Annotated in this window: 34 protein-coding genes and 2 pseudogenes; 34 read left to right on the top strand and 2 right to left on the bottom strand. The window is 45.0% G+C overall.

Annotation, left to right across the window (positions count from 1 at the left end):
* Positions 1-80 precede the first annotated feature (80 nt).
* Positions 81-221 carry a DUF3789 domain-containing protein gene (locus tag GN277_RS09920; RefSeq protein ID WP_159750904.1) on the top strand — a complete coding sequence of 47 codons (141 nt, stop codon included), beginning with the start codon at positions 81-83 and terminating at the stop codon, positions 219-221.
* A 104-nt stretch (positions 222-325) separates the two neighbouring features.
* Here GN277_RS09920 and GN277_RS09925 read toward each other — a convergent pair whose 3' ends face one another.
* Positions 326-1,639: an IS110 family RNA-guided transposase gene (locus GN277_RS09925; RefSeq protein WP_159750368.1), complete on the bottom strand. Its 1,314-nt coding sequence runs from the start codon at positions 1,637-1,639 to the stop codon at positions 326-328.
* A gap of 409 nt (positions 1,640-2,048) precedes the next feature.
* Between GN277_RS09925 and GN277_RS09930 the strand changes: the two are divergent.
* From GN277_RS09930 to GN277_RS10040, 24 genes and pseudogenes are all read left to right on the top strand, one after another.
* Positions 2,049-2,363: pseudogene (locus GN277_RS09930) on the top strand (toprim domain-containing protein); the annotation flags it as partial.
* Between the two features lie 260 nt (positions 2,364-2,623).
* Positions 2,624-3,232: a transposon-transfer assisting family protein gene (locus GN277_RS09935; protein ID WP_159750905.1), complete on the top strand. Its 609-nt coding sequence runs from the start codon at positions 2,624-2,626 to the stop codon at positions 3,230-3,232.
* A complete protein-coding gene (locus GN277_RS09940; protein WP_159750906.1) occupies positions 3,229-3,504 on the top strand; it encodes a hypothetical protein in 276 nt (91 codons plus the stop codon). Before GN277_RS09935 ends, GN277_RS09940 begins: the two co-directional genes overlap by 4 nt.
* A 217-nt stretch (positions 3,505-3,721) precedes the next feature.
* Positions 3,722-4,105 (top strand): helix-turn-helix domain-containing protein, encoded by a 384-nt coding sequence (locus GN277_RS09945; protein WP_244324657.1) that lies wholly within the window; start codon positions 3,722-3,724, stop codon positions 4,103-4,105.
* Positions 4,106-4,116: 11 nt separating this feature from the next.
* Positions 4,117-4,371, top strand: coding sequence for a hypothetical protein (locus GN277_RS09950; RefSeq protein ID WP_244324658.1), 255 nt, complete (start codon positions 4,117-4,119; stop codon positions 4,369-4,371).
* A gap of 131 nt (positions 4,372-4,502) precedes the next feature.
* On the top strand, positions 4,503-4,844 hold the full coding sequence (locus GN277_RS09955) for a hypothetical protein (RefSeq protein WP_159750907.1): 342 nt from the start codon (positions 4,503-4,505) through the stop codon (positions 4,842-4,844).
* Positions 4,841-5,158 carry a hypothetical protein gene (locus GN277_RS09960; protein ID WP_159750908.1) on the top strand — a complete coding sequence of 106 codons (318 nt, stop codon included), beginning with the start codon at positions 4,841-4,843 and terminating at the stop codon, positions 5,156-5,158. The genes GN277_RS09955 and GN277_RS09960 overlap by 4 nt, the downstream gene beginning before the upstream one ends.
* Positions 5,151-6,725 carry a MobA/MobL family protein gene (locus GN277_RS09965; RefSeq protein ID WP_159750909.1) on the top strand — a complete coding sequence of 525 codons (1,575 nt, stop codon included), beginning with the start codon at positions 5,151-5,153 and terminating at the stop codon, positions 6,723-6,725. Before GN277_RS09960 ends, GN277_RS09965 begins: the two co-directional genes overlap by 8 nt.
* A gap of 74 nt (positions 6,726-6,799) precedes the next feature.
* Positions 6,800-7,330: a GNAT family N-acetyltransferase gene (locus GN277_RS09970; RefSeq protein ID WP_159750910.1), complete on the top strand. Its 531-nt coding sequence runs from the start codon at positions 6,800-6,802 to the stop codon at positions 7,328-7,330.
* Between the two features lie 111 nt (positions 7,331-7,441).
* Positions 7,442-7,615: a hypothetical protein gene (locus GN277_RS29400; RefSeq protein ID WP_204162730.1), complete on the top strand. Its 174-nt coding sequence runs from the start codon at positions 7,442-7,444 to the stop codon at positions 7,613-7,615.
* 70 nt (positions 7,616-7,685) lie between these two features.
* Entirely contained in the window at positions 7,686-9,323 is a 1,638-nt protein-coding gene (locus tag GN277_RS09975; RefSeq protein WP_159750911.1) for a recombinase family protein, read from the top strand.
* Positions 9,324-9,427: 104 nt separating this feature from the next.
* A complete protein-coding gene (locus GN277_RS09980; protein ID WP_244324659.1) occupies positions 9,428-11,164 on the top strand; it encodes a DNA topoisomerase in 1,737 nt (578 codons plus the stop codon).
* The gene (locus tag GN277_RS09985) at positions 11,161-11,538 is read left to right on the top strand and encodes a cysteine-rich VLP protein (protein WP_159750912.1); all 378 of its coding nucleotides are present in this window, start codon (positions 11,161-11,163) and stop codon (positions 11,536-11,538) included. Before GN277_RS09980 ends, GN277_RS09985 begins: the two co-directional genes overlap by 4 nt.
* A 133-nt stretch (positions 11,539-11,671) precedes the next feature.
* Positions 11,672-12,196, top strand: coding sequence for a hypothetical protein (locus GN277_RS09990; protein WP_159750913.1), 525 nt, complete (start codon positions 11,672-11,674; stop codon positions 12,194-12,196).
* A 13-nt stretch (positions 12,197-12,209) separates the two neighbouring features.
* On the top strand, positions 12,210-12,848 hold the full coding sequence (locus GN277_RS09995; RefSeq protein ID WP_159750914.1) for a hypothetical protein: 639 nt from the start codon (positions 12,210-12,212) through the stop codon (positions 12,846-12,848).
* A gap of 11 nt (positions 12,849-12,859) precedes the next feature.
* Positions 12,860-13,798 carry a DUF4316 domain-containing protein gene (locus GN277_RS10000; protein WP_159750915.1) on the top strand — a complete coding sequence of 313 codons (939 nt, stop codon included), beginning with the start codon at positions 12,860-12,862 and terminating at the stop codon, positions 13,796-13,798.
* On the top strand, positions 13,798-14,505 hold the full coding sequence (locus tag GN277_RS10005; protein ID WP_159750916.1) for a hypothetical protein: 708 nt from the start codon (positions 13,798-13,800) through the stop codon (positions 14,503-14,505). The genes GN277_RS10000 and GN277_RS10005 overlap by 1 nt, the downstream gene beginning before the upstream one ends.
* Positions 14,502-14,846 carry a plasmid mobilization protein gene (locus GN277_RS10010; protein ID WP_159750917.1) on the top strand — a complete coding sequence of 115 codons (345 nt, stop codon included), beginning with the start codon at positions 14,502-14,504 and terminating at the stop codon, positions 14,844-14,846. The genes GN277_RS10005 and GN277_RS10010 overlap by 4 nt, the downstream gene beginning before the upstream one ends.
* Before the next feature lie 73 nt (positions 14,847-14,919).
* The gene (locus GN277_RS10015) at positions 14,920-15,228 is read left to right on the top strand and encodes a CD1845 family protein (protein ID WP_244324660.1); all 309 of its coding nucleotides are present in this window, start codon (positions 14,920-14,922) and stop codon (positions 15,226-15,228) included.
* Positions 15,221-15,841, top strand: a complete 621-nt coding sequence (locus GN277_RS10020) for a DUF3849 domain-containing protein (protein WP_244324661.1) — start codon at positions 15,221-15,223, stop codon at positions 15,839-15,841. The genes GN277_RS10015 and GN277_RS10020 overlap by 8 nt, the downstream gene beginning before the upstream one ends.
* 15 nt (positions 15,842-15,856) lie before the next feature.
* The gene (locus GN277_RS10025; protein ID WP_159750918.1) at positions 15,857-17,266 is read left to right on the top strand and encodes a relaxase/mobilization nuclease domain-containing protein; all 1,410 of its coding nucleotides are present in this window, start codon (positions 15,857-15,859) and stop codon (positions 17,264-17,266) included.
* A gap of 463 nt (positions 17,267-17,729) precedes the next feature.
* Positions 17,730-18,515, top strand: a complete 786-nt coding sequence (locus GN277_RS10030; RefSeq protein WP_322101284.1) for an AraC family transcriptional regulator — start codon at positions 17,730-17,732, stop codon at positions 18,513-18,515.
* Positions 18,516-18,584: 69 nt separating this feature from the next.
* Complete coding sequence (locus GN277_RS10035) at positions 18,585-18,896, top strand: hypothetical protein (RefSeq protein WP_159750919.1); 312 nt, start codon at positions 18,585-18,587, stop codon at positions 18,894-18,896.
* A gap of 2 nt (positions 18,897-18,898) precedes the next feature.
* Complete coding sequence (locus GN277_RS10040) at positions 18,899-19,162, top strand: TIGR04076 family protein (protein WP_084414947.1); 264 nt, start codon at positions 18,899-18,901, stop codon at positions 19,160-19,162.
* Positions 19,163-19,417: 255 nt separating this feature from the next.
* Here GN277_RS10040 and GN277_RS10045 read toward each other — a convergent pair.
* Positions 19,418-19,575: pseudogene (locus GN277_RS10045) on the bottom strand (transcriptional regulator); the annotation flags it as partial.
* 156 nt (positions 19,576-19,731) lie between these two features.
* On the opposite strand from GN277_RS10045, the gene GN277_RS10050 reads away from it, so the two are divergent.
* The 9 genes from GN277_RS10050 (at position 19,732) to GN277_RS10090 (ending at position 25,979) form a co-directional block, all read left to right on the top strand.
* A complete protein-coding gene (locus GN277_RS10050; protein ID WP_065550929.1) occupies positions 19,732-20,544 on the top strand; it encodes a MerR family transcriptional regulator in 813 nt (270 codons plus the stop codon).
* A 119-nt stretch (positions 20,545-20,663) separates the two neighbouring features.
* On the top strand, positions 20,664-21,137 hold the full coding sequence (gene tsaA / locus GN277_RS10055; protein ID WP_159750920.1) for a tRNA (N6-threonylcarbamoyladenosine(37)-N6)-methyltransferase TrmO: 474 nt from the start codon (positions 20,664-20,666) through the stop codon (positions 21,135-21,137).
* A 14-nt stretch (positions 21,138-21,151) separates the two neighbouring features.
* The gene (locus GN277_RS10060; RefSeq protein ID WP_159750921.1) at positions 21,152-21,739 is read left to right on the top strand and encodes a GNAT family N-acetyltransferase; all 588 of its coding nucleotides are present in this window, start codon (positions 21,152-21,154) and stop codon (positions 21,737-21,739) included.
* Between the two features lie 59 nt (positions 21,740-21,798).
* Positions 21,799-22,098, top strand: a complete 300-nt coding sequence (locus GN277_RS29405) for a hypothetical protein (RefSeq protein WP_204162731.1) — start codon at positions 21,799-21,801, stop codon at positions 22,096-22,098.
* Between the two features lie 58 nt (positions 22,099-22,156).
* Positions 22,157-22,525 (top strand): hypothetical protein, encoded by a 369-nt coding sequence (locus GN277_RS10070; protein WP_159750922.1) that lies wholly within the window; start codon positions 22,157-22,159, stop codon positions 22,523-22,525.
* A 26-nt stretch (positions 22,526-22,551) separates the two neighbouring features.
* A complete protein-coding gene (locus GN277_RS10075; protein WP_159750923.1) occupies positions 22,552-23,115 on the top strand; it encodes an RNA polymerase sigma factor in 564 nt (187 codons plus the stop codon).
* Positions 23,112-23,852, top strand: a complete 741-nt coding sequence (locus GN277_RS10080; RefSeq protein ID WP_159750924.1) for a hypothetical protein — start codon at positions 23,112-23,114, stop codon at positions 23,850-23,852. Before GN277_RS10075 ends, GN277_RS10080 begins: the two co-directional genes overlap by 4 nt.
* On the top strand, positions 23,842-24,717 hold the full coding sequence (locus tag GN277_RS10085) for an ABC transporter ATP-binding protein (RefSeq protein ID WP_159750925.1): 876 nt from the start codon (positions 23,842-23,844) through the stop codon (positions 24,715-24,717). The genes GN277_RS10080 and GN277_RS10085 overlap by 11 nt, the downstream gene beginning before the upstream one ends.
* Complete coding sequence (locus GN277_RS10090; protein ID WP_159750926.1) at positions 24,714-25,979, top strand: ABC transporter permease; 1,266 nt, start codon at positions 24,714-24,716, stop codon at positions 25,977-25,979. The genes GN277_RS10085 and GN277_RS10090 overlap by 4 nt, the downstream gene beginning before the upstream one ends.
* Positions 25,980-26,004 lie beyond the last annotated feature (25 nt).

A 26,004-nucleotide genomic window follows, 5' to 3' on the forward strand; every position in this document is an offset into this window, starting at 1 on the left:
TTTTTCTTTGTAATAAAACGCAAAGATGTTGAAAGCCTTTGCTTTTTTTATTAACCAAACTCAATAAGGAGGCGATTTTTATGTGGAACATGATTACACACTTTCTTACATTCACCGGAGGGATGTCTGCCGGCGTTGTGCTGATGTGTCTTTTACAGACAGGAAAGCAGGCGGACGAAGAATTTGAAGATATGCAAAGTCCAGCTAAGAAATGTCAATAGCTAAAATGAAAAATGTTAAAAAAGTTTTTCAGAAGCATTTGATGTAAAAAGGGTAACTTTAATAAGCCCACCCATGTGGAACTATTTAAAATTCATAAGACCTGTTAGGCTGCGTTCCGTACCTTGTCAGGCTGCGCTGCCAGATACCGCTCACAGTGTTCCTGAGGAGTGATGATCTCAAATGGTTTATTATCCCGGAGCATGGCAAAAATGATATTGCAGATTTTATGCATGACAGCCCCGACAGCCACGTTTTTCTTCTTGCTTTTGCATTTGTCGGTATAATAGCCGTGGATAACTGGATTTACTGGTGTTTTTGTCCCTTTATCCACCTTAAGATTATTGATAGCCACCATATGCAGGATACGCCTGGCAAGGCTAGAACCCCTCTTGGACATGTGGACTTTATCCCCATTGAACTTGCCGGATTGCTTCACGGCAGGATCCAAGCCGAAGTAAGCATAAAGCTTCTTTGGGGAAGAAAACAGGTCAAAGGAGCCCATTTCAGCGATCAGGACGGCTGCACTGAGAAAACCGACACCACGCAGGGACTGGAGAAGGAAGATACGGTCATAAACCGGCGTCCCTTCCAGCTTATCAACAGCCTTATGCAGGTCCTCAAGTATATTGTCCAGATGCTCCTGGTATTCCCGGTAGGTTTTGATATACAGCCGGATCCGGAGTGCACTGCTTTGAAGCGCACGTCCGAAAACAGCGGCGTCCTTTGCGGCAGCACGTATGGCATCATATTTGGAAACGGCATATTTTTCACCGAAACGTGCGGTTTTGCGTATGGTTTCCACAAGTATGTCTTTTGGGGCGGCAAGCATGTCTGCGGCAAGGGGGTAAGCTTCCAGGAGCTTTAAGGAAGTTTGGGTAGTGACCTTGCTAAACACTTTCCGGTATGCGGGAAAGGACACTTTCAGTTCCGCCGTGAGCTTCAGTACGACAGCGGACTGCAGGTCCTTGAAGTAATAGTAGTCCCGTACCAGGTTGCGCAGGTCAATGACCTCATCATCTGGTATGATGGAAGTCTTCAGGGAAGCATCCAGGCCGACTTTGGCAGCTTTTTTTGAATCAAATTTATCATTATGCAGTTTCCTAACGTTCATATTTGTGCTATTCTTAGTGATGATAGGATTAATGACTGAGCAGTCAAACCCCTTATCACGAAGGAAGTACAGGAGCGGGATGTGGTAGATCCCGGTGGACTCAAGGAAGCAGCGGCTTTCGAGGGAATACATCTCTTGTGCTTCCTTTATTTTTGCGACAGCTTGCTCACGGGACTGCGGATCAGAATGAATGATCTTAAAAGGTTTTCCAGAGAGAATGCCATTGGGCAGCATGATGGACATCCAGGTGAAGTCTGCGCCGACATCAAGCCCGACTGAGAGATAAGGGATGCTTTCAAGCATCATAAGTACTTTTGGTATTTCATGGTTTTATCCTTTCAGGCAGGTATCCATTTCCAGAGGGCGGATACACAACCTAGCGGTTTATACAGGTATAGCCTGGGGCTTCCCAACCAGCCAAAACATAAATCACCACCGAATGGACTGACAGACTTTCTAAGAGGTTTCACCAGCCGGAAGGCCAGTTCCCAAGGAGGCGTCGTCAATGATCCTGCCTCCAGTGATTATACCTCTATGTTTTGTCTGGTGCATTAAGGAAACCTCAGACAGGGTAAATAATGTTGCCTTATAACTTCTGATGGAGGGGGAACTCCTCCTTCTGTTATATCTATATAGATTTATTAGATTGGACTTTGTAACTATTAACCAGTGGTCATTCTTGACTACACCATTATTATACTAGGAGGTCTGAACATTGAAGTTAGTGATTGCGGAAAAGTACTCCGTCGCCATGTCGCTGATGGCGGTTCTGGGTGCGAATGAGAAAAAAGACGGCTACCTGGAGGGCGGCGGCTACTTGGTGAGCTGGTGCGTGGGGCACCTTCTGGAACTGGCACAGCCGGAGGCTTATGGGGAACAGTATGCCAGATGGCGTTATGGTGATCTTCCGATCCTGCCGGAAGAATGGAAATACGAGGTGCCGAAGGATAAGAAAAAGCAGCTTGACCTTCTTTGTCGGCTGATGAAAGACAAACGGGTGGATTCCGTGGTATGCGCTACGGATGTTGGATAGTGCGGAGGGGTGACAAACAAATACAAATAAGAAAGGGACTTCCTCAATCCTTAAAAGGCTATGACACTATCGGTTATAGTCTTTTTTCATGCGGTAATTACCGTATAAAATGAACTCCTATTTCCACAAGCGGAGAAATACCCAACAACAGTATTCCCGCAATCCAATCTCCCGACAATTAACGGAAGAAAACCATATATCAGCACCGAAACCAACCAATCATATCAATCAATCCATATCACAGGAGGGCAAAGACCATGAATAAAAAGCAGGAACAGCAGATTTTAGATTATTACAGCACCACCGACAAATATATCCGTAGCAAGACACACTCCAATGCGCATCAGACTGTATTCACCAAAGAAAGCGACAAATACCAGTGGCTTGTGCTGGAGCAGAAAAGCCAGTGTGAAGTTGAGGTAAGGCAGACCGACAGTCATGGAACAATCACAGCGAGGGATAATTACGAACTGACAAGAAATCTCCCTAAGTGCATGGGCGTGGAACGCTTATGCGAGGGAACAACTATGCAGATACCTTTCAACGCTGATGAAATCAACTTAATCTATCAGTTTGGGGAGCAAAGCAAAGCGGAAACGTGCGCCAGTTTATCCGCTATTCTTCCGCAGGTAAAAGACAGCGACACAAAGCAGATAGTAAATACTACCTTAAAGAAATTAAATTCCCTGTCAGAAGAAACGTGTGCGGAACTGACCGCCACCACCAAAAGGCGGAAACTGACCGAGCGTGACCACTCCATAAAGACAAGGTTAGCCAAAGCAAAGGAACAGGCAAAACAGCCGACAGTTACCGAGAGAAAACAGCGCAGAACCCACAGTAAAGGAAAGGGGGATATAGCACTATGAAACTTTCACGATACGAGCAGGAAAGTATTCTCAATTATAACGCAGGAGAACAGACCGCCACCCTCTACACAAGAGATAAGACGGTCATGCGGAAACTTGACACGCTTGTTGCCGACTTCCCCGATACATACAAGCTGACAGAGCAGGACGAGGTATCTAAGACCTATTCCTTTCCGAAGTCACACGTCAGCTACCGCAAGCCAAGGACAGTCAGCACCGAGCAGAGGGAACGGGCAAGGCAGATGATGATTAAGCAGAACAATTCAAAATAAATTTGAGTTTTTGTATTGTGTTTTCACAGATTTTTTATTTGTATGTTTGTTATATAAATTCGCACAGAATTATGCTATAATCAAGAAAATTCGTTCCATAAATCCTAATGCAACGCAAATTTTCGTAACTGCAACGATTAGTTGACACCAATTAAATAGCTGTTGGTGGTATGCAACTAACAAATTATTCTATTATGTCCACAAGGAGGTAATTAACATGGACATAATGGAGAACGTACAAATGGAGGTGATGAACATGGATATATCGGAACGGCTTCAAGAGCTACGTAAAAAAGAAGGCTATTCACAGGAGCAAGTTGCCGAGATGTTAGGACTTTCTAGGCAAGCAATTTCCAAATGGGAAAGTGGACAGGGAAAGCCGGAAATTGACAATATCATTAAACTAACAGAAATTTACAATGTAAGTGCAGATTATATTCTGTTAGGTACTGAAAAAGTATCTGTTCCAGTGCCAGAAAAGAAGGAATTGAGCCACGAATACAAAAAAGCAATAGGTATAATTGCTATAATAGCGGCAACAGCAATAGTTACAGTGCTATTTATTACTGCGTTAGGATTGCTTTCACGATTAGGAATTTAGGAGGAAAAATTATGGAGCGAACAGGAAGAATTTCAAAGTTGTTTCTCATTATTCTTTTGTTTAGCATGATTGCTATAACAATGAGTGGTTGTGTTTATGTTAATAACAAGGATTGGGACGACATGACACCCGAAGAACAAGAAGAAGTACGGCAAAATTTTGAGGAAGAACGGAAAGAACTGGAAGAAGATTTTCCGAGTGATAGTGTGGAGGGTAAATTTACATCATATATTCTTGATAAGGTTGAAGAAGGTATTGAAGATTAAGTAGTTCCATCGAATCAGAAAAAATTGAATATTGTTTACCTTTTGGTAGCGATTTATTTTAACAGTAAATCAGCTACCTTTTTTATTTTCGGAAACTATCAACACAGCACAGAAAGAATGAGGTATCAAAAATGATTGAGAGCAAGAATGACACAAGCAAAAACTTAGAAAAGGCATTGCAGGCATTGAAACAGGCGCAACAGCGTGTAGCCAACGAAAAGAAAAAACAGAACGAGAAGAAACGCAAAGCCGAGAACCACCACAAGTACATCATGGGCGGTATTATCGTGAAGTATTTCCCCGACTGCTACCACTATGACGAGGGCGAGTTAAACCGTATCTTATCAGTTGCCTTGCAGACAAGGGAGTGTCAGCAGATTATCTCTAAAATCAAGTCGGAAAACCAAGAAACCACTCCCCCACAATCCAATCCCACCAATGCCGAAAATGAAAGCGAGGGCGGTACGGAATGACAAAGGCGAGGACACTGGAAAGCCGAGGTAACGTATTCACCCTGTTTACAGGGTGCGCACAGATATACCACCAGAGGTGGTATGTGCGCTCTCCGAGGGGCAAGTTTCACTTGCATGGACTCCTGCGGAGGGCGTTGTCTGCCTTGCGGCAGCCAAAAGGGGAAACGACAATTCCCCTTCGCAAGCTGCGCTTGCTACCCTTTAGTGAACTTTGCGTTCAGACAAAAGCCAAAGTGCGGCTTTTATCTGCCCACAAAGTCTATGAGTGCGCTCCACTACTTTATCGGCAGAATGTAGGTGTTGCGTATGGGTAATGTCACGAAACAGGCAAGCACACGTTTTTCCATAGTCAGGCGGAGCAAGGGGCAGTCGGCAGTTGAGAAAGCGTCCTATATCAGCAGGAGTATTCTTGTCAGTGAATTTGACGGACAGACATATCGACCAAAATACCATGAAGATTTAGTCCACAGTGAAATCACTCTCCCACCCAATGCGCCCAAAGAGTATGCAGACCGAGCTACCTTATGGAACGCTGTTGAACTGTCAGAGAAAGGGCAGAAATCACAGCTTGCGAGAATGTTAAAAGCGTCACTCCCTAACGAATGGAGTTATGAACTTGCGGAGGAAGTTGTGAGGGACTACGTTCAGCAGAATTTTGTTGATAAGGGAATGTGTGCGGATTGGGCGATACACGATAGTGAGAATGATAAAGGACAGCGAAATCTCCATATCCATGTTTTACTCACAATGCGCCCTCTCACTGAAAATGGGGAATGGGGAGCGAAACAGAAGAAAATCTATGACCTTGACGAAAACGGCGAAAAGATACCAGTGATTGATAAGAAGACAGGTCAGCAGAAAGTTGACAAGCGGAACAGGAAACAGTGGAAATGTCACACCGCCGACAGCACCGACTGGAACAGCAGAGAAAACGCTAAAATGTGGCGCAAGGATTTAGCCGACACAATCAATGCCACCAATGGGCAGTTGGGGCTTGCGTTACATTGGGAACACCGTTCTTTTAAGGAACAGGGAATTGACAGAGAGCCGACAATCCATATCGGGGCGGTTGCCAACGCTTTAGAGCGCAAAGGCATACAGACCGAGAGGGGAAACATCAATCGGGAAATCATCAAAAACAATATGCTGTTAGAACAGGCGAAAGAAATGCTCATGCTTGCCAAACAGGAACTTCACAGCGTACAGTACGAAAAGATTAAAAATACGGCGGTCAGCGTAAAGAATGAAGTCATGGAGATGATTGCAAAAGTGAGGGAGCGCAAAGGCAGACTTGACTTGCCGATTGTCAGCGGAAAGCACCTAAGAAGAATATCCGACAGAACCGCCTTGCAGTCAGCCGACAATGCGGAGAAGTTCATCACGACAAGAAAGATAGACAGCTATGAGAGCCTTGCAAAATTTACAGCGGATAAGGAACAGAGATACCAACAGTTGGAAACGGTACATCTTTCCAAGGGGCAGAAACTAAACCGATTAAAGGAACTGTCAAAAATGTATGCCCTCTTTGCGCCGATCCAAGCCACCTATAAGGAGAGCCAGTCACTCAAAGGACTTGCTAAGATGAAATACGATAGGGAGCATAAGGACAGCTTATCGAAGTACCCCGAATTAAAGGAGCGTATGCAGAGCCTTTTACAGAACGGCGAAAAGGTAACGCCGAAACAGTGGAAAGCCGAGATACAGTCTTTGCAGTCCGAGTATGACAGTATCGGCAAGGAGCAGACCAAGACCGCCACAGAATTAGCGTATGCCGAGGTAATCAGCTACAATAAAAAGAACCTTGAGAGGGAGCTTCAGAACGAGAGCCGACAGCATAATAAGCAACAAAACAAAACTAAGCGGAGGGAGGAAGAAATTTAATGGAAATTCGATAGAAATATGGGCGTGATTGTGGTATTCTATTAGCAGTACAAATTGATTGCGAGGTTAATTTTATGTGTGAATTGATGTTGATTAGACCAACAAATATATATGAAAAACAAGTTATGTCCTACAAAGAAGAAATGTTTCAGAACGGAGATAGCTTTGACGGTTGTGCAGGTCTTGAAGATGTTCATTCATTTGATGAATGGATAGATTTTGAAAAAAGATTAAGAAATAAATATGGTGCAGGATATGTTCCGTCAGAAGTATTTTTAGCAGTAAGGGAAAATGATAATTTTGTTGTTGGTATAATAGATTTTCGACATCCGCTATCGGATTTTCTTAAAAGTTTTGGAGGTAATATTGGGTATAGTATTCGTCCGTCAGAAAGGCGAAAAGGTTATGCGTCTGAAATGCTCAAGTTGATTTTACCTATCTGTTATGAATTTGGAGAAAGTAAGGTTTTATTAACTTGTGATAAAGAAAATATAGCTTCGAGAAGAACGATAATTAAAAATGGCGGATTGTTAGAAAATGAAGTTGTCGATACAGTAGGATTAAGTAAAAGTGGCATTATTCAAAGGTACTGGATTTCGATATAGTGTCTTTCAACTTCAAAATTGTTATACAATCATTAACAGAATAATTACACAGCGTCAGAGCGTATAGAAAACAAATCTATGCGCTCTATTTTATTGTAAAGGAGCAGATTTATGGGCAAAGACAGCAACACAGGGCATAGAGCCACCCGACAGCACCCACCCACAAAAATTATCGTGGAAAGGCATTATGTAGGCACTGAAAAAATGGAAACAGTATTCAAACGGATAGCCGAGGAACAGATAACAAAAAAGGTTAGGGAAATAGCGGAAAACAGCGTAAATTAGCACTGGAAACGGAAAAGGGAATATAGTATAATAGGAATTGAGGAAGTCCCTTTTCATTAAGGAGGACGACATGAAAAGGGCAAAACTGAATAACGACAAAATCACTGCTTTATATTGCAGGCTTTCCAAAGACGACGGCACGAACAACGAGAGCATGAGCATCAGCACACAGAAAACCATGCTGAAAGATTACGCAAAGCGCAACGGTTTTCTGAACTGCCAGTTTTACGTTGATGACGGTTACAGCGGTACGAACTACGACCGCCCCGCTTTCCGACAGCTTATCGAGGACATACAGGACGGGGAAGTGTCAACGCTCATCACAAAAGACCTGTCACGATTGGGGAGGAATTATCTTGAAACGGGTACTTATATCGAGGTATTTTTCCCAAACCATAATGTACGTTACATTGCAATCAATGACGGTGTGGACTCCATAGACAACGCTCAAATGGATATTACACCGTTCCGTAACATCATCAATGAAATGTACGCAAAGGACACGTCAAGGAAAATCAAGAGCGCACTCCACGCAAGGAGAATGCAGGGCAAGTATATGGCTACCACCGCCCCATTCGGTTATCAGAAAGACGAGAAAGACCATAACCACCTTGTCATTGATGAAGTGACCGCCCCTGTTGTGGAACTGATTTTCTCAATTGCCGAGGAGGGTGTAGGGCTTCACACTATCTGTAACCGCTTGCGTAAGGCGAAAGTGCTGAAACCGAGTTTCTACAAAAAGGAACTGTTTGAGCGTTTTATGGACGAGGAAAAAATGTATGACTGGGATACTGCCTATGTCAGTCAGATATTGCACAATCCCGTCTATGCAGGAAACCTTACTGTTGCGGACAAACCAACCAAGACCATGCGTTCCAAGAAAAGACAGTATATCCCGTTTGCAGAGCGTGAAGTCATTTATGGCACACATGAGCCAATCATTGAACAGAACCGCTGGAACAATGTGCAGAAGATTTTACAGAGCCGACCGCCCGTTATCGGGGAAAGTTCAAGCGGATATGACAACATCTTCCGAGGGGTTATCAAGTGCGCCGATTGTGGGAGTGCCATGCTTGCCAAAGTCGAGCAGAAAAGAAAGCGGAACAATGTATTAGACAAGACTTTCTACTGCTGTACCAAATACCGCAAGTTTGGGAAAGAGGGCTGTTCATCACACACCATTGAGGCGAGGACGGTTCACGAAGTTGTGCTTGCGGACATTCAGAAACACGCAGGACAGGCATTGACCGACAGGAAAGCTATGGTAACGGAGATTGCCGAGCGTCTTAATCTCCAACTGTCAGCGGATAAGGAACAGCAGAAAAAGGAACTAAGGCAATGTAAACAGCGAGTGTCGGAAATAGAAAACCTGTATGCCAAACTGTATGAGGACTTGACAAGGGAACTGATAACAGAAAAGCGTTTCCAAATGCTGTCGGCACGATTTGACAGCGAGCAGGAAGAACTGACAGCCAAGATAAAGGAACTTGAAAAAAGTGCCATAGCGGACAAAGAACAGTTATCTTCCATTGAGCATTTTGCAGAGCAGATAAGCGGTTATGCAGGAATAACGGAACTCAATTTTAAGATAATCAACCAACTTATAGAAAAAATTCTTGTTTCTGAACCCGTAGAAGTTGACGGGCAGAAAATTCAACGACTTACTATCCATTACAAGTTCATAGGGGCACTGGAAACCCTTGAATAATGGATATTTTCTAAGTCACCTATTCCAACTATCCAACAGACGCCGGACGGGAGGGCGAACTGATCTTCCGTCTGGTCTATGAACACGCCGGATGTAAGAAACCGATGGAACGCCTCTGGATTTCCAGTATGGAGGATGCGGCGATCCGTGACGGGTTTGAACACCTGCGCCCTGGCAGCGACTACGATAAGCTCTATGACGCGGCGGTCTGCCGGGCCGGGGCCGACTGGCTGATCGGTATTAACGCCACCCGGCTTTTCTCTGTCCTGTATGGCGTCACGCTCAATGTGGGGCGTGTCATGTCGCCCACGCTGGCCCTTTTAGTCCAGCGGGAGGCGGATATTCAGGCATTTACGAGCAAGCCTTTTTATGTGCCGGAGATCACCTGCAGCGGCTTTACTGCCTCCGGTGAAAAGCGGCCGGATAAGGCCGGGGCTGAAAAAATCCGTATGGACTGTGACGGGCAGGCCGCTTCGGTGCGGTCTGTGGAGAAGCAGGTCAAGACGGTACAGCCGCCCCGCCTGTACGACCTGACGACTTTGCAGCGGGAATGTAACCGTATCTATGGCTATACGGCCCAGCAGACCCTTGACTATGTGCAGTCCCTCTATGAGAAAAAGCTGGCGACCTATCCCCGGACGGACAGCCAGTATCTGACCGAGGATATGCAGGCAACCGCCGCTTCCCTGGTTCTCTGGCTGCGGGATCATATGCCATTTGGAAAAGGCTGTGCCGGGGAACCGGATATTGACCGCGTAACGGATGGCAGCAAAGTCACCGACCACCATGCCATTATTCCTACGGCGGAGATTGCCCGGACGGATTTATCGGAGCTCCCTTCCGGGGAGCGGGATGTACTGACGCTGATCGCCGCAAGGCTGCTTTCTGCCACAGCCCAGGTGCACCGATTCGAGGCGGTGACGGCGGTTCTGGACTGCAGGGGCAATTCCTTCACGGCAAAAGGAAAGACAGTATTACAGGCTGGATGGAAGGAAGTGGAACGCCTCTACCACATGGGATTGAAACAATCCAAACCGGAGGATGACGAGAATACGGATGCCGCCCTCCCCATATTGCAGGAGGGGCAGATATTTGAAATGGTCTCTGCCAGCGTCCGGGAGGGCAAAACCTCCCCGCCGAAGCACTATACGGAGGATTCCCTTCTGGCAGCTATGGAGACAGCCGGTGCCGAGGATATGCCGGAGGATGCCGAGCGCAAGGGATTAGGCACCCCGGCCACCCGTGCGGCTACGCTGGAAAAACTGGTCTCTGCCGGATTTGTGCAGCGGAAAAAAAAGCAGCTTATTCCAACGGAAAAAGGTACGAACCTGATCCTGGTCCTGCCGGACAATATCAAATCGCCTACGCTCACCGCAGAATGGGAATCCATGTTGAAGCAGGTGGAACGCGGCGAGCTGGCCGCAGAATCCTTTATGGGGCAGATTGCGGATATGAGCCGGACGCTGGTAAAAGAACATACCGCCCCGGAGGAACGCTTTGCCGGCCTGTTCCCGGATGCAAAAAGAAGCGGGCGTGAGGCTGTCGGCACCTGCCCCCGATGCGGCGGAACCGTATATGAGGGCAAAAAAGGATTCTTTTGTGATAACCGGGACTGTGCCTTTGCGCTGTGGAAAGACAATAAATTCTTTTCCGGAAAGAAAAAATCCATAACAAAATCTGTGGCGGCGGCCCTTCTGAAAGAGGGCCGCGTTTCCATATCCGGGCTTTACAGCGAAAATACGGGAAAGACCTATGACGCGGTGGTGCTGCTGGATGATACAGGCGGAAAATATGTGAATTTCAAGCTGGAATTTCCGGCTAAGAAAGGCAGGAAGAAATGACCGGGCAGCCCTCACGGGAATTAACCAGGCGGGAACGGGCAGCAATCCGAAGGCTGGTAACAGACCTGTGCGCCAACCATGACAATCAGGATAGGCTCTGCCTCCCCTTAGACTGTCCCTGTTATATGCTGCAAAAATGGTGGACCGGCTCTTTCTGCCGGTACTTTCAGGAGGCGGTGCTGCCGGTGGACCCGGCGCTGGAATCCGCGATTACCGGTGAGGACACTTCCCTAAAGCAGAAAACATGCCCGGTCTGTGGCAAGGCATATCTTCCCACCACCAGCCAGGCGTATTGTTCGGATTCCTGCCGCGCCTTTGCCAGACGGAAATCCGAGCGGGAACGCAAGCGCCGGATCAGGCAAAATCAGAGGTAATATGTCCACAACTTAACCCCAAAAGGGCTTGCTTTTCAAGGCTTTCGGAACCCGGTTTGAGGGGCGGCTGTATTAGAATACTCTGACGCCCCGAAACGGGTCTAAGTTGCGGACAAATCAACGGACGGGAGGGATGCAGATAGAAAAGACAGCGGTTACAAAAGAGCTTATGCGGATTGATACCAGGAGGCAGGTGATTGATATACAGCAGATTGATAACCGGCGCTTTATGTATAACCCGAAAACCGGCATATTGGTCTTAGGTTATCAGTATGCAGCTACAAGTACAATGGTTTCCAACCATGCCAACGAACTGGCCGAAGCTGGGATTACAAAAGGTTATGATGATTTTGTCCGGGGCTGGATTGGAACCGGCGGGGACTATCCCAAAGGGGTGATCCACTTTGCGCCCTGTGTGGACAAAAGAAATATAAAGCTGTTTAACCAGGCGTTCGACACGCTGGAAATGTTCAAGGAAAACGGCGCACTGGCGGGCACGGTGATCCGTGGCTTCGGGGAACGCTGGGAGCAGCCGTTATCCGATATTTTCACGGATATGCGGGAACCAGAGCAGAAACCCTCTGTCCGTAAGCAGCTAAAGAAACAGCCGGAGGCAAAAGCCAGCCGGCAGAAAACCAATCATCAACAGGAACGATAGGAGGCGATTTTTTTTGAATATCAACACAATCACAACCGATGACCTGCGGCACATGGAAGGCAAAGACGGCCTGATCCTGCAGGGCTGCGGCGGGGATCTGAAGGAATGGGTGGACGGGATCAATGAGATGTTCACCGAGGCGGGGATTTTGAAGGACGGAAGTAAATTTGAGGATGTTTTCACTTTCCAGTATGGGGAGCTTACCTGTCTGCTCTATCCTTTCGAGGATGTAAAGCTGGACATCGGGAAACTTGCTGTGTGGCGTTTGCAGACCCATGAGAATTTCGGGGGCACCTGGCTGTCCGATTTTGTACCGAACCGTTTGGGCGGCTTTATCGGGGAACCTTCGCCGGAGCCGGAAAAACCGGATTGTGCGCTGATCGGCCAGGACGGCAATATCTTCAATTTGGTAGGCATTGCGGCCCGTACCCTGCGTGAGCATGACCTAAAGGATCAGGCAAAGGAAATGAAAGACCGGGTGTTTGCTTGTGGCAGTTATGGGGAGGCTCTTTGTATCATTGGCGAGTATGTCAATATCACGGATTCCGAAGCGGAGCCGGAGCACAGACCTTCCCTCCGGCAGCAGATAAAAGACGCAAAGCACACGGAGACGCCCCAAAAGCAGAAACCAGCAAAACAGCAGGAACGATAAGGAGGATCAGAATGGAAAAAGAAACAACCTACGGCGTATGGGCGGTGCGCAGCGGCGCTTCTATCTTCGGCCATGCCGAGGCGTGGTGCAAGGAAGATGGAAAACCTTTGGAATTTGACACCCGCGAGGCTGCGGAGGCTTATGCCAGGGAAATGAACAGCAAAACCACCGCCAATGTCCATTATTACGCACAGGAGAAAGAACCGGAGCCGGGCGCGGTAAGAAAGACTTCCGCACAGGCACATCCGGATTTGGATGCCCGCGCCTATGCGGAAGTGACGCCGAGAAATGACGCGACGGAAAAGCAGAACGAGATTCCCGGCAGGCAGGTCATGCCGGAGGCGGACCCATTGGTGGAAATTCGCTCTGCGGTCCACAGCAACTATGCGGGCATGGTCGCCATGCTGGGCGCGGATAACCGGGTGTACCTGGGTCGTGAGGAACGCTGCCACTATCAGGATATGCAGGCGTCTTATTATGACAATCAGGACGGCTCCCTGTGCTTTGTCTGCGACCAGCCGGATATGTACTATTTTCTCTATGGGGAGGGCTGGGCGCATACCCAGGCGGAAATGCTGGAGCGCGGCCTTACCCTGCGCCAGTATGAGGAATTTGCAAGGCTTCGGGACGGCGTGCTCTCACAGTTTACACCGAGCCGGGAAATCCTGTTCGCCGGGCAGCCCTTCCAACCGCCGGAGAGCTATCTGCGTAATGCGGAGCTTTACGAGGAAGGACAGACCGGAAACTATAATATGCTGGATGGCAGGCTCAATAATGAGCCGCCTGTGCGCCCTGACCTGACAGACGGGCAGACGTATGAGGAAATCCAGGAGCTTGCCCCGGAGACGTTGCCGGAAGAAAAACCCTCTCTCATGGAAAAGCTGAAAGCAGACCGCCCGGAACATGAGGCCAGGCAGATTGTCCCTCCTGCGCCGGAAAGGGAACGCTGATGGCGGCGGTAAAATTCGAGGGTGTGGATATACTGGACAGCCTGGAGCAGATCATGGAGCTGCACACGCAGCATTATAAGGATGATTTTGACCTAGATAGAGAGCTGATTCCAAAGCTGGCCGTATCGGGAGAACCGGAGGATCGGCGCCTTCTCTGGCTATCGCGGCCCTGCGGCACCTATACCCTGCGGGAATGGGAGGTCTATCTGGAAGGCAGCCATGCAAATAAAGTGTGGAAGTTTTACCATGAACAGACGAAAGACTCGGTTCTTGCCTATGCCCTCTCTATCAAAGAGGTTCAGGACGGAAAAGTGACCGGCAATATTTATACACTGGATTATGGGGCGCATGTGGAGCGGGTAAAGCTGCTGACCTGCCCTATTGGAAAAGTAGCCGTTTTGTTTGAGGACGGAGCCAATATCACAATCCCTTATCAGAACCAGAGGCAGCTTATGAATGAGCTGATGCCGGTACATGGAAGTCCAAAGACGATGACCGAGCTGCCGGAGAACGAGCGGGAGCTTGCCGTGATCCTGAAACGAGAACGGCTCAAACGCTCTTACCATGCCACAAACGGTGATATAAAAGAGTATATTGACAGTCTGAAAAAAGGTACCCTGCGTGGAAAGCTCAAAGAGTCTCGGACAGCTGCCGTTTCCGCTCATAAACCGCCTTCCCCTTCCCCAAAAAAGGAGCCGGAACGATGAAAGCTGGGCATAACAAAAAATCCGTCCGGGTGGAATTCGTCATGTCTGAACAGGAGGCAGAGCTGGTAAAGGGTCGCATGGCAGAACTTGGTATTACAAACCTCTCTGCGTATCTGCGCAAGATGGCGGTAGACGGTTATATTATCCATCTGGATATGAGCGACATTCAGGAAATGATACGGCTCCTGCGTATCTGCTCCAATAACTTAAACCAATATACCAGACGTGCCAATGATACCGGCAGTATTTACGCTGCCGATATGGACGATCTGCGCACCCGCCTGGACAGTTTGTGGGATGGCATGGATAAGCTGCTGCGGGGATTTGCGAACATTTCGTAAACTGGAAGAACCGCTGTTGCTTTTCGTAGACCGGCACGGTAAAATTTTAATGAAGGGGTAAATATGCTTCTCTATGAAAGGAGGCGGACGTATGCGTCTGATTGGCAAATTGTTGGCACTTCCCTTTGTATTGGTTACGGGGATTCTTTATCTGGTGTGCAAATTCCTTGTGGTGATTTCCGGCGCTGTGCTGGGGATTCTATCAGGGATTGTATTTCTGGCGGCGCTGGTGCTGTTCTTCACTGCCGGGTTCTGGCCAGGGCTTTCATGGTTGGTGATTGCGTTTCTGATCAGCCCCTACGGTCTGCCAATGGCTGCGGCCTGGTTGGTGGGGATCATTGGCGATGCAAACAGCGCATTAAAGGATTTTGTATTTGGTTAAACAGTTTCGGCGGGGCGCATTGGCAGCCCCGCCCTTTTTCTATAATATGACTGTCGGCTATGGCAGCTTTTTGATTGGAGGAATTTCATTGAAAGATACAACGCCAATTTATTTTCATTCTGCCACCTATGCGCATGAGCATGGGGAACTAAATCAGTACTACACTTCCCACAAAGCAAACATTGCGTGTAAGGAGGCAATCGAACAGGCCATTGCGGATAACTACCGGGATAACTGTTTAGGTTCCGCATGTGTGCAACAGGTCTTACAGCAATTTGATCCTGGTCGGATTTTCTATGTGCTTGCCAATACGGTCCGGCAGAAAGATTACGACGGGCGCATTTCACGGGACAATAAGGCATGGGCGCAAACGGTCCCGGTCTGTGAGGATAAGGACGGTTTCGGATATGACCAGAATGTTTACTTTGTTGTAGACCGCAGCCATACAGGGCTGATGGATTTATTTCTCACCCAGGCAAGACGGGAGTATGCGCTGGCACAGGAGAAACCTTCTGTCCGTGACAGCCTGAATAAAAGCGCCGGGCAGCAGGCGGCGCACAGTGATAAACCGAAAATAAAAAAAGAACAGGCGATAACAGGGCCGATTTTGTAGTAAGGGGGTGATGGAATGGCAACCACACGGCTCATGCCGCTACACGTTGGGAAAGGCCGGGATGTTACCACGGCCATAGCGGATATTATTGACTATGTGGAGAATCCGCAGAAAACCGATTTTGGAAAATTCATTTATGGCTATGAGTGCGACACCCGGATTGCTGATGCAGAATTTCTTCTTTCCAAGCGGCAATATACAAACCTGACCGGAAGAAGCCGGGGTGCGGATGATGTGATTGCCTACCATCTCCGTCAGGCGTTTAAGCCCGGCGAGGTCACGCCGGAAGAAGCGAACCAAATCGGGCGGGAACTTGCATTGAAGCTGACAAAAGGTAATAATGCTTTTGTTGTCTGCACCCATGTGGACAAACACCATATCCATAACCACATCATCATAAATTCTACCACGCTGGACTGTCAGAAAAAATTCCGTAACTTCTGGGGTTCTACCTGGGCGATCCGGCGCATGAATGACAAGCTCTGCCTGGAACATGGGCTTTCTATTGTGGAGAATCCGAAACCCAGCCGGGACCATTACGGCACATGGATGGGAAGTCAGAAACAGCCCTCCCACCAGGAACAGCTACGTTGGGCTATCGACGCAGCTCTGGAAGAAAAGCCGAAGGACTTTGAAGAACTTTTGAAGAAACTGGAGGCGGCTGGGATTGAAGTCAACCGGGAACGAAAGAACCTTCGTTTTCGCCTGTCACCGGAAGATAGATATACCCGGTGTGACACGCTAAAGGACGACTATACCGAGCAAGCCATCAAAGAACGGATCGCCGGCACCCGGACAGCGAAGCCGCGCCGTACCTTTCCCAAAAAGCCTGTTTCCAAAGTCGGGCTGCTGGTGGATATTGAGGCGGCGGTCCGTTCCGGCAAAGGTCCGGGGTATGAACGCTGGGCGAAAGTGTTCAATCTGAAACAGCTCTCTCAGGCGGTGATCTGGCTCAAAGAGCATGGCGATATGAGCTATGAGGACCTGCAGAAAAAATCAGACGCCGCTACCGCCAGCTTCAATGCGCAGTCGGTAAAGATCAAGGAACTGGAATCACAGATGGCTGCCAATGGGGAGCTGCAGAAACAGATCGTAAATTATGCCAAGACGCGGGCAGTCTATGTGGAGTATCGAAAAGCCGGGTACAGCAAAAAATTCCGTGCGGCGCATGAGACGGAAATCCTTCTGCACCAGGCGGCGAAGAAACACTTTGACGAGGTTGGTATTACAAAGCTGCCCTCCGTCAAATCTCTGCGGGAGGAATACGCCGGACTTCTGGAACAAAAACGGAAAGCCTATTCTTCCTATAAGCAGGCCAGATCTGATATGAAGGAACTCTATAATGTCCGGGCGAATGTGGAGCACCTGCTGGACATTTCCACCGGGCGGGAAACACAGAGGGAAACGCAGAAGTCACGGCAATAGTTTTCCTTCTGCTTTTGGTTTTCAGCGTTCCAACGGAACGCGCAGCCATCACCGCAGGTGATGATCTCAGGGGTTTGGGGACATGTCACCAACAAGCATTTTGGCAGGAATACCGGAAACGGATTCCTGCCAAAATACGCAATCTTACGGAAGATTGCATTGCTTGCCATTTAGCGCAACCCTTAAAACACAGGCTATCAGGATAAACTTACAAAGTTACAAAAGTGTTAAATTGCTCTTCTGTATGCGATTTTCAGGGCAAAAATTCCAAGATTTCAAAAAAATTGCCCTGAAAAAGCCATAGAAAACGGTGATTTTATAAAATTTTTAGTTTATAAGTTTATCCTGCACAGGCTATACTGTGACAGCGCTCTTTTGATTTATCAAAAAATGTGTTATAGTAGTATGTATAACAAACACATTTCGGAGGTGATGAAAAATACTTGAAATTACTCGATATTCAATTAAAAATGAATGTCTTACCCCGTGGGTAAAATTTATATGGCAACTTAACGCTGAAAATGCTGATTTTCACTATAAACTTTTGCCAACAGACTGTATTGATATTGTTCTCAATTTGAAAAGCGATATAGTCTATGAAACAGATTCTGGCAAAATTGTTGCGCCACCATTCCACATCAATGGTCTGCGGAGCAAGCCGAGTTTTATTCGCCAAAATGGAGATGCTTTTATTTTTGGAATTTCATTTCACTCATATGGTCTATTTCCATTTGTCCGCAAACCGCTAAAATGCTTACAAGATGAAGTAGTCGATTTGCGAGAGATGTCTTTGGAATTGGAGCAGAAATTTACATCTGCTGTTTCTGGTGCCAATTCGGAAGAAATAATAAAATCTATTGAACATGCTCTTATTAGTGAATTAGTTGCTGACCCCAATTTTCTAAGGGAAGTTCCACTAATTAATGATTACTTAACAATCGCTGATGATGTAACAGTGAAAGATTTTTGTGAGCAACAAGCAATCAACATAAAAACATTTGAAAGAAAAGTCCTCTTTTATACAGGTTTTACACCTAAATTATTACGTAATATTAAACGTTTTCAGATGGCTAGTAATCAACTGTCACACCAAAGAATAACTAATTTGGTTGAAATCGCCTACAACAATAATTTTACAGACCAAACCCATTTTATAAAAGACTTTAGACGCTTTTCTGGCGTGGCTCCCCGTGCATTTCAAATGGAAAAAATATCAGTAAAGGAGAACGTTACATACACCTATTTCTAACAGTCGATTTTTTACTATACCTCCCGTTTTATTTCATGTAGACTATGAAAAAAACAGGAGGTATTTTTTATGTCTATTGCTACTGAAATTGTAACAATGAAAATCGCACCAGATATTACGAAGGAGATGTTTGTAAGCATAGTTGATCAACTCGAAAGGAACTTCCACTCCAAACAAATCGGTTTTATTGATACCGAACTGCTCTACGATGACGAAAGCGGCGATTGGACTATGGTACAGCATTGGGAGACTATGGATCAACTGAAAACAGCTTCTGAAAAAATGTTTCAAGATGCGGAAGCTGCCGCTTTTGTGAAAGCGCTCAATCCTGCGAGTGTCAAAATGAGCATATTGCCGCAAATCAAGGTGTGGGGTAAATAGCAATGAGAAAATTTGAATATCAAGTAGAGGCAGTAACTGGACACTGTTCCTGCGGATATAAAGTTGGTGATGTATTTCATTGTGAGGGAATGAATACTCCTGATGTTCCATTTTGTGGTGGCGCATATATGGCTTTATTTCCAATACAGGTTGCTTTGCACAATGGAGCGACTTTTAACTTTGAGAAAAACCCTAAGTCAAAAAGGAATTTAGCGTGTCCAGATAATGGTTATGTAACTTTCAAATTAACAATGATAGAAGGTTAAGCCTATCTCAATATGCGCGGTTTTATGGGGTGTTATCTATAATCCGAAAGAGAAACAGAATAAAAATATGAGTATGCTATCTGCCGGACGGCGGCCAAAGAAAAAGCCGTCGTTCAGCAGCCCTTTTCTCATGCCTGATTTAATTACGGCGGCTTTGATTAAACCAGGGCCGCCGTGAAGCTAGAACAGCTATTGCCAAGATAGCGTTAGCTTAAATAAAATACATTATTCTTAACCTGCCATGCACCTGTTAAGTGGGTGCTGCCCCTTGTCCTCAATATTCGCGAGATAGCGCGGCGAGATAAACATTTCGTCGCTTACTTTCTTACGGCCCTCCTTGCGTCCTGTCCGCACTGCTTTTTCGCTGCCTCAAAAGCCTTGAAGTCATACTTTGGTACTGGTCTTTTGGCCATAGTTATTAACCCTATTGCATTTTACTGTTCACCTTTCTTCTTGGATGTGTCTTCATTGTTCTATCAGTTGGCCGAAATAATTCCATATTATTTAGAGCAAAATTCTGCTTGAAGTATCAAAAACTATGGATATAATGGTAGATAGGTGGTGATAAAATGTTTAGAATAGGCGAATTTTCAAAGCTGACACAAGTATCTATCCGTATGCTTCGATATTATGATGAAATGGGGCTTTTGAAGCCCGCAGAGGTTGACAAGTGGACGGGACACCGACTGTATTCGGTGGAGCAAATACCGCGCCTAAATAAAATCCTGTATTTGCGGGATAGTGGACTAAATGTTTCAGAAATCGCGCTTGCCCTGACGATGGACGATAAACCACTTCTTACGCAGCTCGACAAAAAGCGCATAGAGATAGAAAATGCAATACAGGCCGAACGAGAAAAACTGCGGAAGATTGAACTTGCAAAAAGTGAAATACAGGGTGGTAAAGGAGAACTGCACTATAACATCTCCGTTAAGTCGATCCCCTCGTATCAGGTACTATCCTTGCGGAAAGCTGTACCAACCTACTATTCCGAGGGCGACTTATGGAAAGAACTTTCTACTTTTACAGGTGCGCAAAAAATAGAAATAATGAGTAATACATTTTCCATTTATCACGATACTGAATTTCGGGAGACAGATGTTGATATTGAGCTATGCGCTCCGGTAAAGAAAATGGGAAAGGCAAAAGATCCATTTTGTTTCCGCATGACAGAACCAGTCCCGTATATGGCTTGCACAATGGTCTATGGCGATTTTGCAAATATAAAAGGAGCTTACCTTGCCTTTGCTGAATGGCTGCAGAAAAACAGCGAATACAAAATGTCTAATCCTATGCGTCAAATTGTGCATAGAGGCCCGTGGAATGAGAGTAACCCTGAAAAATATTTGATTGAGCTTCAAATACCGCTGGAACACACATGATTGTACAGACTTTGAAATGTCCCGCTAAAAATGCAGGGCATTTTTTTATTTTTCCCTGTTGCATCTCACATGATGTGAGGTATTATACTGGATTTACCAACAAAGCAAGGAGGAAAAATATGACCTATCAATTAAAAGCCATTGGCAAAGTAAAGAATGATGAAAACAGCACATTTATTCAGCTAGAGCCGGAGTACATTCCCGGACTGCAGGCCTTAGAGGGCTTCAGCCACATCAATGTCCTTTGGTGGTTCAGCGATTGCGATAACGACGCAGACCGGAATGAATTACAGACAGAACAGCCCTATAAAGGCGCACCCGAAGTCATGGGTGTATTTGCGACACGATCTCCTGCGCGTCCGAACCCTATTGCATTAACAGCGTCTGAAATTATTAACATTGATTTCACCAACGGCATGATTCGTGTTACATTCATTGACGCAAATGACAATACGCCCGTACTTGACATCAAGCCGTACACTCCGAGTTTTGACAAGGTTGAAACACCCGGTGTTCCCGCATGGTGCAGCGAATGGCCGAAAAGTACAGAAGCGTCCGGCTATTTTGATTGGGGACAGGTATTCAAATTTTAAGAGGGGAGTGGCTTATGAAATTACAGGATTTTGTTCAGAATAAACCTGTTCTTGAAACGGAACAACTTATCCTGCGCCCTCTGCGAAAAGAAGATGTTTCAGATTTGAAAGAATGGATGGGTGACAGTTCTATTTATCAGTATTGGGGAAAACGCCCAGGAAAAAGTGATTTAAACCCGGAATTGCTTTTTCAAAAGCCGGAGAAATCCACAAAAAGTTTTCATTGGGGTATTGTTCACAAACAGGATTATAAAGTTATCGGGGATATGTGGGTGTATCTCATTGAAAATGACCGCATGGCAAAAGTGGCATTTCGCCTTTCTCCTGCCTATCAAGGCAACCGACTTATGGCAGAAGCGTTGGCGAGAGTAGCTATCTTCTGCTTTGAAGAAACAGAATTGCAGCGTCTTTGGGCTGATGTTCATATCTGTAACATTGCGTCATTCAAAACTCTTGAAAAAGCGGGCTTCAAGCGTGAAGGGCTTATTCGTGAGGGAAAAATGGTAAACATCTACTGCGATTATTATTTATATGGCATGACAAAAGATGATTACATTGAGGCGATGGATAAATCCCAGCACCCCAGCCGGAACAGTCCGTGATCCCCGGTATGGGCAAGGATGCTCCAGCCCGGCCTGCTCCGCAGGCTGAGCCCGAAAAAGTGGAGAAATCCCCCGCGCAGGATAAAACGGCGGAGCTGGCAGAAAAGGCTACAAAGCGCCGGGGCTGCCCCCAGGGAGGCAAAGCGGAAAAGGGGCCGGAGCCTCGCAAGAGCCGCCCGGCCAAGGTTGACAAGGCGGCCCTTGACGAGTCCCCGTCCCCCGGCGTGGGGAGTTCCCTAACAAGCATTTTTGCGGACTCTGGCCACGCAAAAATAGCAAGTATGTCCAAACTTGCCCTGCTTGCCGTTTCGTGTTTTACGCACTATAATTACTTTCAAAAAATTTTTCTGATATTCTAAGTCCTTTTTGGAAAAATTGCGTTAATATAAGTAGGACACCAAAACAGGAGGCAATACAATGAAATTTTTTACAAAAAAAAGCGCGCTTGCTCTGATAGTTGTTTCCACACTATTGTTCAGTTTAGCTGCCTGTGAGGACGACACACCAGAAGTTAAGGTATATTCAGATCGTGTTTATGTAAGCGATCATCTTTTTATTTCAACTGGAGTTAGCAGTGATACTCTCCCGGATGGTTACATCTCCATTGGAACAGTAGAAACTTTACTTTCAAAAACAGAACCAGTAGAAAGCAATAACGCTTCAAACTGTTTGGAAGTTGGAAGCGAGTTATATTTACCTGCTGGTATTAATCTTGATGATATGACTTCTTCTATAAAATTATATGGAAAGGATAATACTAATGATGAATATGAAATTTTTCTTTAATGTTTGTGATTGATTAGAATGTATCTATGCCACAAAAAGAGGGGGAAAGTTATATCACAGAATTTGCACTTATCCAAAAAGCTCAAAAGGGCGATACAGAAGCGTTAGAAAAGCTTATTGACCGATACTATGACAATATTTTTTCGTATTTATTTCGCAAGGTCGGAAGCATAGAACTTGCAGAAGATTTGACCCAGGAAGTTTTTCTACGACTGGTTAAAACACTATCGCGTTATCGTCCTACGGGGAAGTTTTCTAACTATGTATTTACGATTGCAGTAAATGCAGCAAATGATTATTTTAGAAAAAATAAATTATTTATACATGAGGAACTCAATTCAATAGATATTGATGCAGGGATAGATATTGAGGGGATTTTGATTGAACAAGAACAACACATTCGTTTGAAAGAAGCGTTAGGAAAATTACCTGATATGCAGAAAGATGCAATCCTTCTCCGCTACTTTCACAACATGAAAATTAAGAATATTGCAAAAATAACAGGAACAAATCCATCGACTGTAAAATCACGCATTAGTCAGGGTCTAAATAAATTAAAAATAATATTGTTGGAGGACGAATCCGAGTGAAAGATAATCAATCATTTTACGATTTTATATCCGCTTATCCGATAGTTGAAGCAAAAGATTGTGTCAAGCAAGACACAATCAAGAAAGCGGCAGAATTGTTATCGCAACAGACAAAATATGTAGGTGCAAAGCAAAATTTTGTACTAAATCAATTCAAGAGTATTTCAAAGGTGTTTTGGTTAATACAATTTATTTGTTTTTTGCTATTCCTCGTAAACTTTACGACTACACAAAGATTAAAAGATATTCAAATACTTTTCCTAACAATAGTCCCGGTAATGACTTTTTATATTCTACCAGAACTGTTTAAAACCCAGTTTTATAACATGGAAGAAATAGAGGCGGTCTGTTTTTTTAGCCCGTTCAAAACACTGGCAGTAAAAATGACATTAGTAAGTAGTTGTAACTTTTTAATTATTGGAATTATGTCATTGGCGTTTGGCATTTATCATCAACTTGATATTTTAGAATTGTTGTGCCGTGGACTAATTCCATTTAATATTTCGATTGCTCTAACTATTATAGTCTTTGATTTTATAAAAGTCACTTCGCCGTATGCTATGTTATCTATATCTGCATTTTTAACTTTGGCGTTAATCCAGATGCGTAATTTCTCTTTTCTACTGGATAATACATGGCTTGGTGTTTACTTCGGAAGTGTTCTCTTGATACTGTTAGCTATTGGAATAATGGTGATCCAGTTCAAACATATGGAGGAGCGTTGTTATGGTGCTTGATATAGATAAAATTAGTAAGCGATATAAAGACAAAATCGCAATTAACCGTTTTTCTGTTTCCTTGCTCCCAGGTGTGTATGGTCTTTTGGGACCAAATGGCGCAGGAAAAACAACTCTTTTGAGAATAGTCTGCGGACTTACCAGACCAGATAGCGGGAGTATATTTTATGACGGGAAACCAATTCATGATTTAGGGGAACAATACCGAAAAATTTTAGGATACCTGCCACAAAATTTCGGTTACTATCCGAATTTTACTGTCCAGCGGTATATGGAATATATTGCTTCATTGAAAGGGTTAAATAGGAATTTTAGCAAGCGTAAAATTAGTGAACTTTTAGAAATTGTCGGATTGCAGGAAGCTCCAAAAGCTAAAATTTCTTCCTTATCTGGCGGGATGCGTCAAAGGTTAGGAATTGCTCAATCTATGCTGAATGACCCTGATGTTCTTATTTTGGACGAACCCACGGTGGGGCTTGATCCTACTGAACGTGTGAAATTTAGAAATTTAATCAGCACAATTTCACAGGGAAAAATAACTATTTTGTCCACTCATATTGTTTCAGATGTTTCTTATATTGCCGATGATATTCTTTTAGTCCAGCATGGAGAATTGCAATATTTTGGAGATGTCCAACAACTTACAACAGCAGTTGAAGGGAAAGTTTGGGAGGTGCTTGTTGAAAACCAGCAGGCTAACAAGATCGCACAAGATTATATGGTTAGTAATATGCACCATACTCCGCAAGGAGCTATATTGCGTATTATTTCAGACCACAAGCCCTTTCAGCAAGCGAAAGCAATTACGCCCACTTTGGAGGATGCGTATTTGTTCCACACAGGAGAAAGAGGCGGTGAATTATGAAATTTGAACTGTATAAAATTTTTAAAAAGAAGATTGTACTAATTTTTATTGGTGTAGGGTTATTATGGCTTTCCCTTTCTATATTACTTCCAGTCTTGCAATACAGAACATTTACTGAACAAATGGAGCCTTTGACTGGAATAGAGGCTATTCATTATGATCGGGATTTGCAAAATCTGTATGCTGGACAATATACAGCAGATGAATTTGCACCATTGTATGCAGAATATAAAAAAATATATAATAACCCAGACTACCAGCGTTCAGACAATGGGGATGGGTATTCCTTTTCTCTATCGGATCAAAACACTACTCCACTAACCGATGAAGCTTATTATAAATATCTTAATCGGTATGGAGTGATTGCCAAAATTGGCAATCGTGCAAACGCATTACCTTTGTATATAGAAGATGCAAAAATATCTGGAAGTGTGGCAGAACTTTATGAGGGTTCAATCGTTCAGTCATCGGCGGAGGATAATCTTGTACCTCCTGTTGATTTAGAAAATCCTATTGTCCAAAAAGTATTAGGAATGTATGATAACTTGAACACTTCCTTTTATGGCGAATATCTCGATGGCTGGGAGTCGTTTTTTAATACTGTTCCTATATTTTTTCAATACATTGTGGGGTTAATCATTCTTATTGGAGTTTCCCCTATATTTGCCGAGGAAAGACATTCTGGCTCTGACAAAGTGTTACTGACAACACAATATGGAAAAAGCAAGTTAATCCGAGACAAAATTGTGGCTTGCTTCTTATTTGCAACATTTGTTTTTGTCCTTTTTTTTGCTTGTTCTGTATTTGTGTGTATAGCAGCATATGGAACATCCGGCCTAAAGGCCAGTATTCAATTAGTCGCACATTGCACTTTGTCCCCATATAACCTTTCTATTGGCGTTGCACTCATTTTATGGGGCCTGTTAGGATGGGGAGCTGCTTTGGTGACTGCGGCTGGAGCATTGCTAATTTCAGCGGCTAGTCCAAATGCTTTTGTGGCGTTTATTCCCTCACTTGTTGGATATATAGTGCCAGTAGTAAGTTTTGCAGAACTGTCCCCTACAATACACCGATTTATGCAACTACTACCGATAAATATAATTGGAGCCATAGATCGCCTTTTTAGTATGTCTGATTTCTATAATATTTTTGGTTTACTGATAGAGAAAAAGATTGTTTGTGTAATTGTATGGGTCATTCTTATTGTACTTTGCGTTGTTTTTTCTTCTTATCTCTTTAGAAGCAAAAAAGCATCAAATTGATTAAGGCTACTTTTGGACAAAGTGG

It is taken from the genome of Sporofaciens musculi (assembly GCF_009830285.1).
GTDB lineage: Bacteria > Bacillota > Clostridia > Lachnospirales > Lachnospiraceae > Sporofaciens > Sporofaciens musculi.